Below are 15884 nucleotides of genomic sequence, written 5' to 3'. Positions count from 1 at the left end.
TGATCGCGCAGGAGAATAGTTTGAACGGTGTTACCTCAAGAATTAAAGCAATCCCCCCGAAAATTAGTCATGAGACCTTAACGACATGTCCGCTATAGGCCCTTCCAACCGAAAAGGCCTTTGCCGATTCTAGCGCCCGTGCGTGCGGGAATAGCCATTGCGCGGCGCGGGTTTCCACCCCTCAAGCGTCCCTTCGGCTGGCCTGAACACCTGCACCTTTAATGGATAGCAGGCGGCCGTGTCGCTGGAATGCTGGGCGGAACAATCCCCGCCCGGACAGGCAGACAAACCACCAATCAAATCGGTTTCCGCAAAGAATTCGAAATAGTCGCCAGGGCGCACCGGACTGGCCTTCATGAAATACTGCTTGGTGTCCGGCATGAACCCTGTAGCCATGAACACGTTGCACACATCATGCACCAGCAGCTCAGCCTCTTGCACAGGAAGCGCTGTAAAATCTGCCAGCGCGCGGCTTAGGTTGGAATGGCAACAATAATGATAATCCACCCCGTTCAGGATGTGGTTCGTGTAGGGATCGCAGCGGGTGCCAATCACATCATGCACCGACCCGCCGTATTCGTCCCAGCCGTACCAGTCGAGCGTGTCGTCCGTCACAGTTGCCAGTGGCCGCACGGTTGGAATCGTGGACCAGAGCCGATCCCCTGTCGAAACATGGGTTCCGTGTAAGGCACGGGTTTTGCCAGAATAAAACCGTTCTGACAGATCGTCACGATGCCAGAGGTTCAGATCCCCGACCTGTGGACCCTCAACGCTGACGATTCGGCAGAAGTGACTCGCTGGCAGGCTCCAGCAGCGGGCATCGCGTGCGGGGACCAACAGCTCGTCTACTTTCTCCATGCCCTCTCTTGCAGCCGTGTACAGCGCCATATCGGGGCGCGGCAGACTGTCGATCGGGTAGCAGACGGTGGGGGGGATTGCGCGCCGGTCGTCGGCATCATCGGGGGCGGGGTGTTGTGCGGGATATTTCATCCCGCGGAGTTTGATCCGCTTGCCCGTGAACTGTCAATCTGTGGATTGAAAAGATCGGGGCGGACCAGCGCCCGCCCCGATTCTGTTATTTGGAAACCGCAGCCGCTTGGGACGCCGCCGCTTTAATTTCCTCGGCAATCTCCATCGCCTCGTCCGGATCGAAATCGAGCGGAATTTCTACTCCGTTGCCTTCGATGAACAAGCGCACCATACCGTCTGTGGTTGGTCCGATCTGCAAATTGGCCTCTAAATCGCGTTCTGTATTGATACCCATGTCACACTCCTGATGATTGATCTGGCGCTATCTGAAATTCCATGCATTTTCAAGCCAGATCAGTCTTGCAATTCCCTCGGGCTAAGTTTAAACGCAGCCCCAGTGCCGGCGTAGCTCAGTAGGTTAGAGCGCTTGATTGTGGATCAAGAGGCCCCCCGTTCGAGCCGGGGCGCTGGTACCATCCCCCCTTCTATTGTATCAATCTGCGGGAAACGGCAGCCAGCCCCCGACAGATCTGGGCGCGCAGCCCTTCTGGCGTGACAGACTGGCAACCAAGATCGCGCTTGGGTTAACGGTTGGATAAATTCCACTGGTGCAAGGCCCGCCAGACAGGCGCCCCTGCCCCAGTCACGCGGCCATTTGCTCAAGTTTAGGGAGATACACGAAAAACGTCGTCCCCGTGCCGACTTCGCTTTTCAGGCCCAATGTCCCGCCGTGATGCTGCACAATCTTTTTTGTAATCGCGAGCCCGAGCCCCGTGCCAACCCGTTTCTTGCCATCTGCGGGCTTGGCCTGCGAAAAGCTTTCAAACAGGCGCGTCTGATCTTCGGGTTTGATTCCCGGTCCTACGTCTGCGACAGAAATACACCAATTCTTCACATCATCATGCAAAGCAATCTCCACCGTGCTGCCTTTGGGAGAGAATTTCACCGCATTGGACATCAGATTCGACATGACCTGAATCATCCTGTCCCGATCACACACGGCAAGTGCCTCGTCCCCGTTGGGAACATAATTGAACCGTACGCCGTGCTGGTCCCCATAGCCTTTGTTGACCTCAATCGATTCTTCCAGCAGCGCATTCAGGCTGTTGGTTTTGCGATCATACTCCATCTTTCCAGAATGGATTTTTTCCATATCAAGGATGTCGTTTACGATGAACATCAGGCGGTCACAGTTGCGCAGCGCTATGGCGACCAGTGATTTCGAACTGTCGTTCAACGATTCAGCAGCCTGCGCTTCAAGCAGTTGCAACGATCCTTTGATCGAAGTGATCGGGGTGCGGAGTTCATGGCTGACAACCGAAACAGAGGACATCTTCGCCTTATCAATGGCCATCCGGTCCGTAATATCCCGCGCCACTGAAACGAACACGGTGGACCCGTCAAGTTGTTCCAGCAGGCTGGTGTGAACCTCGACATAACCCTTGGTCTGTTTCACCGCGATCACGACCGAACCCTTGCTCCCATCCAGCAGCGGCTGGGTGTGGGCACGAAAAGCCATTTCGTCAAACCCTGCATCTGTGTCCATCACACGCTTTGTCGTGCTCTCTTCAGCGGTCCAGTCACACCGCTCCAGCGCCCGTTCGTTCATGTAGACAATGTCCAAGGTCTCTGAATCGAAAATATAAACTTCGTCGTGCAACTTGCTAAGGATGGCGTTGGTGCGCTTGGTTTCTTCCGCCTTGCGCAGGTCGGTTATATCGTGGCGGATCGACACATTGCCGATGTGGGTGCCCTTGTCATCAAACTGTGGCACGATGGTCGCGCGGTAATAGCGGATCTCACCTGATTTTGTACGCGCAGCGTGACGCCCTTCCCAGCTACGCCCTTCGGACGTTGCCTTAAGGATATCCTCAAAGACAGATTTATCGCCCAGATTGGCGTGGATCAAATCCATCTTCTTCCCCAATGCCTCGTATTTGGTAAACCCGAATTCTTTCAAGAACTTATCGTTAACGGACAGGATGGTCGCATCCGGCTGGGTTACGGTGACAATGCTGTGCAAATCCATCGCAGACTGAACGAAAGAAATCTCCCGATCACGGTCCATAAGCTGCCGTCGTTGGGCGTTGATGTGCCACTGATAGGCGATCACCAAACCAAACAACAACACCACAGCAACCAGTCCAAGCGCGGTCGCCATGTCGTTGAGCGAGACCATCTTGGACAGCAATCCAACACGGTAAAGCACGAAAGCGATGCCACAGACCAGCACGGCCACAGCAACTACAAAATTACCGGCTTTCGCCTTTTTATTGTACTCTGAAACGCTCATACGGCTTCACCCTCCTTCGTGCTCTCACCCCCTAAAGAGAACACGCGCCTTGTTAACAATAGAAACTACTTCGCGATATTGTCATAATTAGGGAAACAATCGGGGTCAGGTGCGTGACACTGAAAATTTTAGTGGCAATTTCGCACCGCTCCGTCAGGCCACCCTTCTTTCTTCCACAGCGACTTGTTTTTGCTGGGCTGTGCGGGGTAGCTCCAATGTCACCAGCTTCCCCCTAACCCCATCTATTTCAACCGTAATCCCCGCCCCCATACTCTGGGGATTTGGCACGTTAGAATCAGGATCTTCGGCTTTGATAAAATCCACCAGATCCGATTGGAAATCACTAGAGGTCAACGGTGTCCCGTCCAGATTGGTGAGCACCTGATTGCCTGTGTCACGCACCTCAATGAGAACTTTATCCCCTTTGGGATACACAGAAACCTTAACAGCCCCTTTATCAGTCGTCTGAATGGCGTTTTTGACCATCCGGCTGAGCGAGCGATCCACATAAACCGGATCGGCATGGATATTGGTCTCTTCGATCACAACCGAAAACTCCAGCCCCTTGCCTGACGCCTCGCTCCGGAACCGTTCAGCAATCGGACCAACCAGTTGACCGGCACGGAAATCTTTGCCCTCACCGGTAAATTCGTCTCTGCTTTTCTGGGTGAACTCCAGCAATTTGTTGATCAGAGTATGCAGATGCTCCCCCGCAGCAGAAATCCGCTGCGCATGGGATTTGACTTCATCTGTGACCGTATTAACCTGCAATAATGCTTCTCGGGACGCCTGCCCTTGCAATGCAGAGACAGATTTTAAATGCATAGGGTTTTCCAGAAAAGCGTTGTATCCCAGCAGGATGCTAAGCGGAGTCTTCAGTTCATGGCTAACCGCATCCATAAACCGCGTCTTGGCAATTTCCGAAACCTCGGCAGCCTCTTTCGCTTTGATAATTTCGGTAACATCCATCGTAAACACGATAAGGCATCCGTCATCCACCCGCTTGGTAAAGACTTTCAACCACCGCCCCCCCGGATACCGTGCATGCTGCACCGCAGTGGTTTCCTGACGCATCTTAACCCGCTCCTGAATCCACGCCTCGTCCTTTACAGCATCATCGGTGAACCGGTTTTCGGCCACCGCAATTCGCACCAGCTGTTCGAAAGTCGGCTTTTGAGCCAACATCTCAGGGGTGAGGTTGTTGTCGCTCATGTAGCGGGAATTGCACTGGATCAGCCGGTCTTCCGGATCGTATAAAGCAAACCCCTGATCGCCGGCCTCCAAAGCATTGCGCATGCGCACCTCGGCAAGCTTACGCCCACTACGCAACGTGACAATCAGAAGGAACAGTGCCAGAGTTACACAAAAGGCCACGCCGAAATACATCAGGTTCCGCGCGAATTTCTGGGAAACAATGGGCCATCCTTCTGGCGGCTGCACCACAATTTGCCACAGACCTGACGGGACGGGCACATCCAGGACAACTGCGTTGCGATCAAACAACCTCTGATCACCTGCAATTGCATCATAAGTTGACTGAATTTTCGCATTTTCGCTGACGCGGCGGATCGCCATTGTGTGAGGTGTCGTCGTGCCGGAATGAGTTTCGTGGATAAGGCTAATAAATTTGGCCGTATCCATCACAACCGAGATAATCCCCCAATTTGTCGCGATCACCCCCGCATCGCCTGGCACTTCGATGGAGGTTCTCAGGATAAACCCCTGCCCACCCTGAATAAGGTCGAGAGGGCCGTCCAAGATCGGTTCACGCGACACCAACGCCCGTCGGGCCGCTGCATATTGCGCACCATTCTGCCGGTAATTTAAACCGATCACTGACGCATTTTCCTCGACAGGATGGACGTATTTGACAATCAGGTCGGGCGCTACAGCGACGTTTATCACGCTTGAACCCCTGTCTGTCAGCTTCCTCGCGATAGTTGAGAGACGTTCCTGATCGAATGTTTCCGGCTCTATTTCGATCGCTAGCCCCACCGCATTGGCCAAAAGCACCACTTGGTTCAGCTCGGTTTCGACCTTAACACGCATGGACTCTGCGATATCCCGCATCTCTGCGCGCAGTTCCTCTTTCTCTTTTTGCAAATTGAAAACTTCGTTGGCATATATAACACCACCAAAGCCGATCAACAGAATTGCCGCCTGCAGCAAACTCGCTTTTTTAACTGCACGGACACTATGTTTCATACCCATCATGAAAACTTGCGCCTATTTTTTCTTTATGTATGTACGCTCAAACCTTTTACACGCTAAGGTTATTTTCCGGCAGCCTGCCAATCCGCGCATGAATCACAGAATTGGTTGCAATTATGCTACATCCACAACTTCTGCTTGCATTTCAAAATGAAACGCGGCATCAGAATAATTTAGATGGGTAGTGTTATGACCAAATTAAAACGTGTCTTGCACGTAGAAGATGACGAGGACATTCAGGAAATCACCAAAATGGCTCTCGAGGTCGTTGGTGGTATGGAACTCGCTCAATATCTTGACGGACACGAAGCCCTTGAACGCATTAGGGAATTTAACCCCGACCTGATCCTTTTGGATCAGATGATGCCTACGATGACGGGCGATGAGGTCTTGGCCCACATCCGTAAAATGCCCGAATTTGCCAATACCCCTGCCGTGTTTATGACAGCGCAGTCCAGCGAAGCGTCCAGCCAGTTGATGGAGAAAACCGATGCTCTGGACGTTATTCCAAAACCGTTCAATCCTATGACGTTATCCAGCCAATTGAACGCAATCTGGGAAGCCGCCACAGGGAACGCCTGAACGGCCTGCCGGTACAACGTATCAAACTTGCGCAAATAAAGACCCCAGCACTACTGCGCGAGTGTGATTGCGCGCGTCCCGGAGTCTGATCGATAGGTTTTCGGCGTTGAACGATTGTCCAAAGTCACCAGATTGCTGCGTTAGGCGTTAAGACCGGCCAATACACCCTTGATAGCATCTTGCAGTTCTGGATCTGGAGTCATCCCCTCATCACGGCCATCGAACCGGCGTGTTGCAGGTGTTGGCGCACCAAAATCGGATTCGGTTTTTTGACGTTCGTGCCAAACTTGCGGACGCAATTTGTCGGCCAGCACGAAGCGGCGGTCGGACGAGATGGCACTGGGTTTGATAGCTTTCATCATTTTACTCTCACACTCTCTTAAGCGACGGTTCGAAAGAACCAGAGAACCGTCTAATTACATACACGCGCCACAGTGGCGGTTTCTTATAATTACCAAAAATCCCGAAGCCGGTGAACAAATTTCTTCCACATTTCATCGACTTGGCTGTGAAATGGGGCGATTTTAGACGAAATCAGGGAAAATTGGAGGCGTCACAGCGCTATTGAACAGAGCTACCGCTGAAGGGCCTTTCACGGGTTTTAATCACGTCACCCTATGCCAATGCCATGTCCTTATATCCCAAAGTATACAATCAAATCAAACCAATAAGAGACAGTCGTCTGTGCATCATCCAAAGGCACAAAGCCTTCGACAGCTTGGCAAATTACAACACCGCGCAGCCGATATCTGGCACCTTCATTCTGATTATGCAACCTATGGAAACACTGCGTTTCGGGCGGCCCATTCGCCGTATTTGAGCCGCATTTCGTGCAGGAGCAGACAGTTTTTAGGCCAAATCCCCACTGGTTTCCCCTACGTCGCCCCCGATTCTCAGCAGAAATGCCAAGGAATGTGACCTGAATGAGGCACCTTCCTACATAAGGTGGAAAACCCCGCGACCTTTGTCTTTTGACGTGTAGAGCGCGCGGTCCGCAGTCGCCAGTATTTCTTCGGGAGACCGCTTTGATCCAGCTGAAACGATCGTCGCCCCGACACTTGCACCGATACGGCAGGCCACATCCCCGAACTGGAAGGGTTGCCGCAAATCGTCAATCAGGCGTTCTGCGACGACCCTGACTGTTTCGGCCGTTCCGTAATCTGACATTATGATGACGAACTCGTCTCCCCCCACACGCGCCACTAAATCCGACGCGCGCATCTGACGGCGCAGTCTGCATGCTGTCTCATGCAACACTCTGTCCCCTGCCGCATGACCCTGCGTATCATTTACTGCTTTGAAGTGATCCAGATCGATCTGCATCAGCGCGAACCCCTTGCCCCTGCTGCGACGCAACAACCGTTTCATGTGGCTTTCAAGCGCGCGGCGGTTGGCAAGTCCGGTCAACGCATCGGTGTAAGCCTTCTCTTCGGCCTGGACCTTTGCTCCCTGCAGTTTCTGGCTTTGGGTTTTGTGCTGTTGGTATACGAACGATTGCACCTCCATCATGTAGATCATGTCCACGGTTGGGTCCGCCGGAGAGAAATCCTTGTTCTTAAGGTTACAACGGCTGACAATATCAAGCACGCCAGCCCCGAGGGAAAGATCAATCAGCAGCGCCCCCTGCCCCAATGGAATGGCGACGGCCTTTAGCTTGGCGCAATCAAGGGTCGGCGCCGATAGGATCAGTCGTTCCCCCTTGATCGCCCGCAGCCCTGATGCGTCGGTTATTCCTGCGGGACGTCTGACCTTTAAAAGATCAAAAAACTGCGCACCGATGATCTGCTCATCTGGAAATAGTTTCTGAAAGCTCGGGCCGGCATGGGTGATGCCCCCGCCTTGATCAATCATCAGGTGAAACGGTAGCGCGGTATTCAACACGGTTCGAAGTTGGATCATATCCGGTATGGCCTTGGCAACCGTATCCACAGAAAGTTCAGGGAATGACACCACGCTCATAAGCACAGTGCCGTCGGTTTTTGCAACGCATCAGGCACCGTCAGTTGCATGAGTGATATTTCAAACCTGTCTTTATCGCATTCATGTCCTTTCGCCGGAATATGATCGATCAGGATCAGCGCGCCGTAATCATCTGCCATCCCGCGCAACAGGCCCAAAAACACCGCGCCAAACCCAAGTTTTTCGAAACTATAGTGTACTGTGAACCTGTCCCCACCGTGGTTTTCCAGTTCGAACCGAGGCACATCCAGATCCGGCAGGGCGATTTTTGCGCGGTCATGTACATCTTCAAGGGATTGTAAGAACTCGACGTAGCTTTCCCCTCCGAAGCGCAACAACTTGCGGACGGGTTTCAGGCGTTCTTCGGAAACGACAAACGTGCCGAAATCTTCCAGAAGGTCGGCGCGGTCACGGCCAAGAACGTGCGTAAGCGCGCTCAAAAGCCGCTCTGTCAGGCTATCTTCATAGGAGAGCATGGTTTCAAAGCTGAAACCGGACAGCCCCGCGTGGGTGCAGGATTCTTCCCACATATCCGCGCCAAAAATCTCGCAAACATAGATCTGCAAACCGCAGTTTATTGTGCCATGCATTGTTACACCCGCTTTTGTATTAGACCGAAAATGACGGTACAGGCGTTAACAAATCCCTAGTTTCTCGCGCAGATCACGGGGAGTAGTAAAACGGATTTTATTCAACTCTTCAAAAATCCGTTGGCGCGCCGCCTTCTTCCTTCCTGCGCGCAACGAAAGCTGCCAGCTCGGACTTGATCGCAGCATCTATCGGCGGCGGCGTGTATTCCTTTAAGATGTCCTTATAAATCCGGTGCGCGCGCGCCACTGTCCATTCTTCCCCGGCCAGCGACCAAGCCTCATAATTACGCCAATCGCTTACAATGGGACTGTAGAACGCGGTTTCATAGCGGTCCTGCGTGTGCTGCACCCCGAAATAATGTCCCTGCGGCCCGACTTCAGCAATCGCGTCGAGCGCGATATCCTCGGGGGTGGTATTGGTGATAACGGGCTCCATATAACGCTGGATCATTTGAAGAACTTCGCAATCCATGATGAATTTCTCAGGGCTTGCGATCAGCCCGCCCTCCAGCCAACCCGCTGCGTGGTATACGAAATTTGACCCTGACTGAACCGCAGCCCACAGGCTGTTCGACGTTTCCCACATCGCCTGCCCGTCCGGCACATTGGCAGTGCAAACGCCGCTGGAACGGATCGGCAACCCATAAAACCGCCCCATCTGGCCGGTCATCTGGGTGGCCCGCATGTATTCCGGCGTCCCAAAGGCCGGTGCGCCCGATTTCATATCCACATTTGATGTAAACGTCCCGATCGCCACCGGCGTTCCGGGGTTGATAAGCTGCAACAACACGATTGCCGCCAGCCCTTCCGCAATGCTGAGCGCCACTGCGCCTGACATGGTTACAGGGGCCATCGCGCCTGCCAGCGTGAAAGGCGTCACCACCACCGGCTGCCCCCGCCGTGCCATGCGCATTGCGCCGTCCAGCATCGGAAAATCATGCACCAGAGGCGAAACCGAATTGATGTTGGTATACATGCGCGGCGCGGCGTCAAATTCTTCGTGGCTCAGCCCGCCCGCGATCCGCACCATCTCCATCACGTCCTCAACACGTTCCTTGCCAAGCGAATAGGCGTGCACGACTTTATCGGTCAGCAGCAGCTTTTCCTGCACGCAATCCAAGTGCCGGACAGAGGCGTGAATATCCACAGCTTCAACCGGATAGCCCCCGGCCACATGGATGCAATTAAAATACCCAGTTAGTTTCATTAAATTCCGGAAGCTACTGAAATCACCGGTTTTCTTACCAGTCTCAAGATCCCAATAGTTCGGCGGGGAAGAGACGTTCACAAAGGTCAGGCAATTGCCGCCGATCTCTACCTTGCGGTCCGGATTGCGCGGGGTGATGGTGAATTTAGACGGCGCAAGCGCGACCTGCGCCATCACGAAATCTTCGTCCATAAACACCGTTTGCCCGTCAACCCTGCACCCTGCCCGTGACAGGATCTCAAGCGCTTCGGGGTTCAGCATTTTGATCCCGATCCGCGACAGGATATGCATGGCCCCGTTGTGGATAGCCTCCACACCCGCTGCGTCCAAAGGTTCGGTCGGGCGGTCACGGTTGCGCACAATGCGCCAGGGCATCTGCTCAATCGCATGAGGGGAGGTCCGGCGCGTGTTGCCCGCGCGTCCTCCGCTTCTGGTGCGTGCTGCCATGATGGTCTCCGGTGCTCGGTCGGCCCGAAATTGGGTCTGACACGGCTCAGACTGGCAGCAGGATGTCGGTTTCAGCGTCAGGAATACGACATTTGCTGTCGAATCCGGCGAGACATTCGTCGAAATCTGGCCTTAGATGGGACGAATCCAAGCTGGAATATGTGTTCATGCCTGACACTTTGCCCACACAAACGGATCGAATCCGTATCGGCCTGCTCCTGATTGACCAGTTTTCTTCGCTGTGTATCACCGCGATGACCGGTCCCTTCCGCTCTGCCAATCGTGAACTTGGGCGGGAAAATTTTGTTTGGGAGTTTCTGTCGGTTGATGACGCACCTGTCACGGCTTCTGACGGGCTCGCGGTGATGCCGACCCAATCCATCAAGAGCACGGCGCGGTTTGACTATTTCTTTGTCTGCGCTGGCATGGAGTCAAATCCGCCCCAACGCGCCGCATTGAACACGGCACTGCAACGGTTTTCCCGACAGTCCGAGGTGTTTGGCGCTTTGTGCATTGGCAGCTTTATGCTTGCACGGGCCGGTTTTCTGGACGGGTACCAGTTCACACTGCACTGGGAAAACCAGCCCGCCTTTGCCGAGGAATTCCCCGAACTGGAAGTCTCCCCCAACTTGTATGTGATGGATCGGGATCGTTGGACCGGATCAGGCGGGTTGTCGTCGATGGATATCGCTCTTCACATCATCGCCAGCTACAGCGGGGCTGCCGTGGCAAATGCAGTGGGCAATCAATACCAGATCGACCGGATCAGAGGGGCCTCCGTCGGGCAGCGGCCCTATTCGTTGCATCAATATGATACGCTGCCAAAGCCGATGCAGCAGGCGATTGCGGCGATGATTGCCAATATGGAATCCACCCTTCCGATTCCCATCGTGGCCAAGGCTGCGGGCAAGACCGTACGCTCGCTCGAGCGCATGTTCGTGCGCCATCTCGACACCTCTCCGGCGCGGTATTATCGCAAACTGCGTCTGGAAAAAGTGCGCCAGTTGCTGTGGCACACAAACTTGTCGATCCTTGAAATCGCACTGATGACCGGCTTTCCAAGCCCCTCCCATCTGTCGCGGCTGTATCAGGCGGAGTTCGGTTTGAAACCTTCAGTGGACCGGAAAGGTCAGGTTTCGCTGATGACCACCCAGAGCAGCTAACGCAGGACTGCTGCGATGCCTGAGATGTCTTGCAACACCACATCCGCCAGATGAGCGATGTCATCAGTTTCCGCAGGCCCGGTTAAAACACCGATATTCATCGCCACTTTAGCAGCACGGCCCGCGCCCAGATCATGGGTGGAATCCCCGACCATAGCGACCTGCGCCATCGTCAGGCCCGTTGCCGCCCCGAACGCCAACAAAGGACCCGCCCCAGGCTTCACCCCGTGCCCGCTGTCAAAACCGGCAACAAAATCGAACAGATCCGCAATACCTTCCTGCTTTAACTGCTGGTAAGCGCCCTCTTCATAGTCATTGGTCACAAGGCCAAGCGCGTAACCCTGCCCCCGCAATGCTGAAAACAGCTCTTTCAGATCACAGACGGGAACGGATGGAAGGCTGCCAAGGTGCTTCACGGCCACGGCATCCACATCCGAATCGCTAAAATCTGGCAAGAGGCTGGCCCACACACCGTTAATCTCCCCAGCGGAAGCGTTAACGATCAGACTGCCGGGCAGGAAGCTGTTATTTTCCAGATCAAAACCGACCGCATCGGCGAGCTCTTTTTTCTTTTCCGGATCGCCCTGTGACAGATCCTCCAGCACCAGATCGCACCAGATTAACCACGTTGCGCCGTAGTGAAACAGCGTGCCGTCCTTGTCAAAAACCAAACCCTTGATCGTCATACCCTGCCGCCTTTGTGTGCTTTACCTGTCCCCGCCAGCCCTAAAGGCTCCGGCGGGGGCGATCCAGCCAAGAATTGTTTCAGATTGACATTGGCAGCAAAATGATTAACACCGTTAACCATGTCACATCCATTCGACCTCCATGACGGTCTTGGCTACCGCCTGACCATTGCCGCGCGCAGCAACAACGCTGCCTTTGATTCTGATCTCTCTGATCTGGGGCTCACCCGCCAAATGTGGTGCGTGTTGGTCGCGGTCGGGGAACAGGGCATCACAACGCCGTCGGGGATTGCCGATTATATCGGGATCATCCGACCAGCGGCATCGCGCACGCTAAAACAGATGGAGAAAAACGGGCTGCTCTGGCGTGTATCCGGCACCCAAGACAAGCGCACCACCACTGTAGAGCTCACGACTGAAGGCGAGGCAAAGCTGTCCCGCTCTTTGCCACTGGCCTATGACCTGCGCGCCCATTTAGACAAAACCCTGTCTCCGCAGGAACAGGCCACTCTCACAGAACTGCTGGAAAAACTGACCGCTTCCGCAGCTTCCACCGCTTCAGGGGTTTAATCCATGACGAAACTTTTCTCCTACAAAGACCGCCCCGTTCACCTAGGCCCTTATCCGCTGGAGCGCCTGAGCCGCAGGGCCGACCAACCGGACCTGACCCGCCTGACGCCAACCCCACAGGTGCTGTTCCACAATCCCGATCCAACCTCTGTCATCAACGCGATGGGGGAGTATCAGGCGATGATGGATGCGATCCGCGAAGGGATGGTGAAAAAGGAAATCGCCACTATTCCCGATGATCTGCAGGAACGGGCCAACCACCTGAAAGCATTCGGGTATTACTGCGATGCGTCTATGGTGGGCACCAGCCTTATCGCGCCGGATATGTGGCTGGACACCCCGTTTAGCAATCCGGATGTGGACCGTCTGGCCGAAACCCTGCGCACGAAACAGGTGAAAACGCTGGCATCAGGTATCGACATGATCCTCGCCGGATTGCGCGAGTCCATGAAAGCGCCGCCGACCACCTGCACCCATCACAAGCATGCCATCACCTTTCTGTTTGAATACCCACGCGATCCCAAACCGGATGAACCGGGCAGCGACTGGATCAAAGACGCGCAAACCCACCGCGCAGCTTTGCGCGCTTCGGAAACCGCATCCGTGCTGGCATCTTATATCCGCACGCTTGGCTATGACGCCCGCGCCCATTCCGGTTCCGCCGCTGATCTGGACCTGTCCCGCGCCGCAGTTGCGGGCGGGCTGGCCACCATTCAGGACGGAGTGGCCTGCAACCCGATCCTTGGCACCCGCTATGGGCTGGCTGTGGTGACTACCACGCTTGAACTGGCGCCGGATCAACCGCTGTCAGACGTCCAACCACCGCTCTATTCCTATAAGTTTGGCACCGGTAAACACGCCAAATCCGAACGCACCCGCGATCCTTTTGCCAAGCGCAACTTCGCGGACGGCCCCCATCCTTACGAAAAGCTTAAACGGGTTGATGACCCCACCACCTACATCGACGCGCCTAATGTGGCCCGCGTGCCCAAACGGGCCGATATGTTCGCCCGCACCCTGTTCGGAGACCTTGGCCCGAACACGCAAGAGGCGGCGAAGAACGGGAATTACGTGCGTAAATCCGCGTCCGCCTTTGCCTTCCGCCCAGCCCTCGGTGCCTTTGTTCTGCTGCAAGACGGCGGCAAAGCCGACCAGATCCACCCGAGCGTGTCTGACCCCGACAGAAATGCAGCCAACCTGAAAGCCACCGCATATTTCCTTGGCTGCGACGCAGTCGGCCTGTCTGCCTGTCCGGACTGGTGCTATTATTCCCATGACGCAACGGGCGCAGAGCTGACGCCCTATCACTCCAACGCCATATCCGTGGTGATCGATCAGGGTCATGAAACAATGGAAGGCGCTTCGGGGGACGACTGGATCGCCTGCGCCCAGTCCATGCGTGCCTATCTGCGGTTTTCCCTGCTTGGTGGTGTCTTGGGTCAGCAAATTCGCAACCTTGGCTATACCGCCAACGTTCATACGGTGATGGGCTCTGAAGTGGTGCAACCCCCACTGATGCTGCTCTCCGGTCTGGGCGAGGTGTCCCGCATTGGCGAGGTGATCCTGAACCCCTTCCTTGGTCCGCGTCTGAAATCCGGCACGGTCACAACCAACATGCCGATGACCCATGACAAACCGATTGATTTTGGCCTGCAAAACTTCTGCGAGAGCTGTAACAAATGCGCCCGCGAGTGTCCGTCGGGCGCAATCACAGCCGGACCGAAACTGATGTTCAACGGCTATGAAATCTGGAAATCCGACAGCCAGAAATGCACCACCTACCGTATCACCACCGCAGGCGGGGCCATGTGCGGGCGCTGCATGAAAACCTGCCCGTGGAACCTTGAAGGCCTGTTTGCAGAAGCCCCGTTCCGCTGGGCCGCGATGAAACTGCCCAAGGCGGCTAAGGCACTGGCAAAGCTGGATGATCTGGCTGGAAACGGACAGATCAACGCCACAAAACGCTGGTGGTGGGATCTGGAAATGACGGATGAAGGCCCCTATACCACACCTGTTAAGGAAACCAACCTGCGCGGGCTTTCGACCGATCTGGACCTGAAATACGAAGATCAGACGCTCGCGGTTTATCCTGCCAATCTGCTGCCACCGCCCTATCCGTGGCCTTTCCCGATGGACCGCGAAGCCGCAATCCAAGCCTATCAGGACATGATACCAGCGGCAGAACATAAACGCCGCCGTGCTGCGGGCCTGCCGACAGAACATACCTATTTAAACAGCAACCCCGACGACGCCCCCGTGATGCGCGTGCAACTGTCCAAGGTGGAGCATCTGACCGACAGCGTGACGCTTTACGAGTTTTCGAATCCGGACGGCAGCCCAATGCCCGAAACCACCGCCGGTGCGCATATCGACGTGGTGGTCGCGCCAGAGTTTTTCCGGCAATATTCCATGTCACATGACCCCGCAGACCGCAGCAAATACCAGATCGCAGTGCTGCGCGAAGATCAGGGCCGCGGCGGTTCCAAGCTGATGTCGCGGATTTTCGAACAGGGCCGCATGGTGTTTATCTCCAAACCCATCAACCATTTCCCTTTGGTCGAAGACGCCAGCATGACCTATCTGATGGGCGGCGGAATCGGCATCACCCCGATGATCGCAATGGCCCACAGACTGCATGCTTTGGGGCGAAACTTTGCCTTGCATTACTCTTGCTCGCGCGAAGAAGATGCAGCTTTCGCACAAATACTGGCGGAACAACCGTGGTTTGACAAAGTTTCCTGTCACTATTCCAACAAAGGCAGCCGCGCCGATCTCTCCGCCATCTTGACCTATGCAAAGGACGCCCATGTCTACACCTGCGGGCCTGACGTTTACATGCAATCGGTCATGGACACGGCCGAAGCGAACGGCTTTCCCGAAGACAACCGCCACTTGGAGTATTTCTCGGTTCCCGAAACGCCTGAATATGAAAACCATGACTTCACTCTGAAACTGGCGAAATCGGGCCGCAGCTTTGAAATTCCGGCAGACCGCAGCCCGACCGATGTTCTGTTGGAAGCTGGCGTGAACATTGATGTGAAATGTTCGGACGGGATTTGCGGCGTCTGCAAATGCGGGATCGTTTCAGGCGAAGTAGAGCATCGCGATTTTGTTCTGTCTAATGCCCAGCGCGAGAACGCCCTGATCCTGTGCCAGTCCCGCGCCGCCAAACCGGGGGGCGTGCTGGAAATCGACCTTTGAATCCAA

At 54.9% G+C, this 15884-nt stretch carries 13 protein-coding genes and 1 tRNA gene; 5 read left to right on the top strand and 9 right to left on the bottom strand.

Annotated features, from left to right (window positions below; all coding sequences use genetic code 11):
- Positions 1-129: 129 nt before the first annotated feature.
- Both IEX10_RS02975 and IEX10_RS02970 read right to left on the bottom strand, forming a co-directional pair.
- Complete coding sequence (locus tag IEX10_RS02975) at positions 130-990, bottom strand: urea carboxylase-associated family protein (RefSeq protein ID WP_188670759.1); 861 nt, start codon at positions 988-990, stop codon at positions 130-132.
- 85 nt (positions 991-1075) lie between these two features.
- Positions 1076-1264 carry a DUF6324 family protein gene (locus IEX10_RS02970; RefSeq protein ID WP_188670757.1) on the bottom strand — a complete coding sequence of 63 codons (189 nt, stop codon included), beginning with the start codon at positions 1262-1264 and terminating at the stop codon, positions 1076-1078.
- 104 nt (positions 1265-1368) lie between these two features.
- On the opposite strand from IEX10_RS02970, the gene IEX10_RS02965 reads away from it, so the two are divergent.
- A tRNA-His gene (locus IEX10_RS02965) sits at positions 1369-1445 on the top strand.
- A 167-nt stretch (positions 1446-1612) separates the two neighbouring features.
- Here the strand turns inward: IEX10_RS02965 and IEX10_RS02960 are convergent.
- Positions 1613-3262: a PAS domain-containing sensor histidine kinase gene (locus tag IEX10_RS02960; RefSeq protein ID WP_188670755.1), complete on the bottom strand. Its 1650-nt coding sequence runs from the start codon at positions 3260-3262 to the stop codon at positions 1613-1615.
- Between the two features lie 153 nt (positions 3263-3415).
- The gene (locus tag IEX10_RS02955) at positions 3416-5467 is read right to left on the bottom strand and encodes a PAS-domain containing protein (protein ID WP_188670753.1); all 2052 of its coding nucleotides are present in this window, start codon (positions 5465-5467) and stop codon (positions 3416-3418) included.
- Between the two features lie 195 nt (positions 5468-5662).
- Between IEX10_RS02955 and IEX10_RS02950 the strand changes: the two genes are divergently transcribed.
- Entirely contained in the window at positions 5663-6055 is a 393-nt protein-coding gene (locus IEX10_RS02950; protein ID WP_188670752.1) for a response regulator, read from the top strand.
- Between the two features lie 140 nt (positions 6056-6195).
- Here IEX10_RS02950 and IEX10_RS02945 read toward each other — a convergent pair whose 3' ends face one another.
- The 4 genes from IEX10_RS02945 to IEX10_RS02930 form a co-directional block, all read right to left on the bottom strand.
- On the bottom strand, positions 6196-6417 hold the full coding sequence (locus IEX10_RS02945; RefSeq protein WP_188670750.1) for a hypothetical protein: 222 nt from the start codon (positions 6415-6417) through the stop codon (positions 6196-6198).
- Between the two features lie 574 nt (positions 6418-6991).
- The gene (locus IEX10_RS02940) at positions 6992-8014 is read right to left on the bottom strand and encodes a GGDEF domain-containing protein (protein WP_188670748.1); all 1023 of its coding nucleotides are present in this window, start codon (positions 8012-8014) and stop codon (positions 6992-6994) included.
- Entirely contained in the window at positions 8011-8604 is a 594-nt protein-coding gene (locus IEX10_RS02935) for a heme NO-binding domain-containing protein (RefSeq protein ID WP_188670746.1), read from the bottom strand. The genes IEX10_RS02940 and IEX10_RS02935 overlap by 4 nt, the downstream gene beginning before the upstream one ends.
- A 109-nt stretch (positions 8605-8713) precedes the next feature.
- Positions 8714-10258 carry a trimethylamine methyltransferase family protein gene (locus IEX10_RS02930; protein WP_188670745.1) on the bottom strand — a complete coding sequence of 515 codons (1545 nt, stop codon included), beginning with the start codon at positions 10256-10258 and terminating at the stop codon, positions 8714-8716.
- Positions 10259-10425: 167 nt separating this feature from the next.
- Here IEX10_RS02930 and IEX10_RS02925 point away from each other — a divergent pair, with 167 nt between their 5' ends.
- Entirely contained in the window at positions 10426-11421 is a 996-nt protein-coding gene (locus IEX10_RS02925; RefSeq protein ID WP_188670743.1) for a GlxA family transcriptional regulator, read from the top strand.
- Here IEX10_RS02925 and IEX10_RS02920 read toward each other — a convergent pair.
- Positions 11418-12107, bottom strand: a complete 690-nt coding sequence (locus IEX10_RS02920) for an HAD family hydrolase (protein WP_188670741.1) — start codon at positions 12105-12107, stop codon at positions 11418-11420. The two genes, IEX10_RS02925 and IEX10_RS02920, sit on opposite strands and share 4 nt — an antisense overlap.
- 120 nt (positions 12108-12227) lie before the next feature.
- Between IEX10_RS02920 and IEX10_RS02915 the strand changes: the two genes are divergently transcribed.
- Together IEX10_RS02915 and IEX10_RS02910 are read left to right on the top strand one after the other, a co-directional pair.
- Positions 12228-12677 (top strand): MarR family winged helix-turn-helix transcriptional regulator, encoded by a 450-nt coding sequence (locus IEX10_RS02915; protein WP_188670738.1) that lies wholly within the window; start codon positions 12228-12230, stop codon positions 12675-12677.
- Positions 12678-12680: 3 nt separating this feature from the next.
- Positions 12681-15878: a 2Fe-2S iron-sulfur cluster-binding protein gene (locus tag IEX10_RS02910; RefSeq protein ID WP_188670736.1), complete on the top strand. Its 3198-nt coding sequence runs from the start codon at positions 12681-12683 to the stop codon at positions 15876-15878.
- Positions 15879-15884: the final 6 nt, after the last annotated feature.

It is taken from the genome of Neptunicoccus cionae, assembly GCF_014643735.1.
Lineage (GTDB): Bacteria > Pseudomonadota > Alphaproteobacteria > Rhodobacterales > Rhodobacteraceae > Amylibacter > Amylibacter cionae.
Note: the sequence above shows the minus strand (reverse complement) of the source record. Positions and strands in the feature narration are given on the sequence as shown.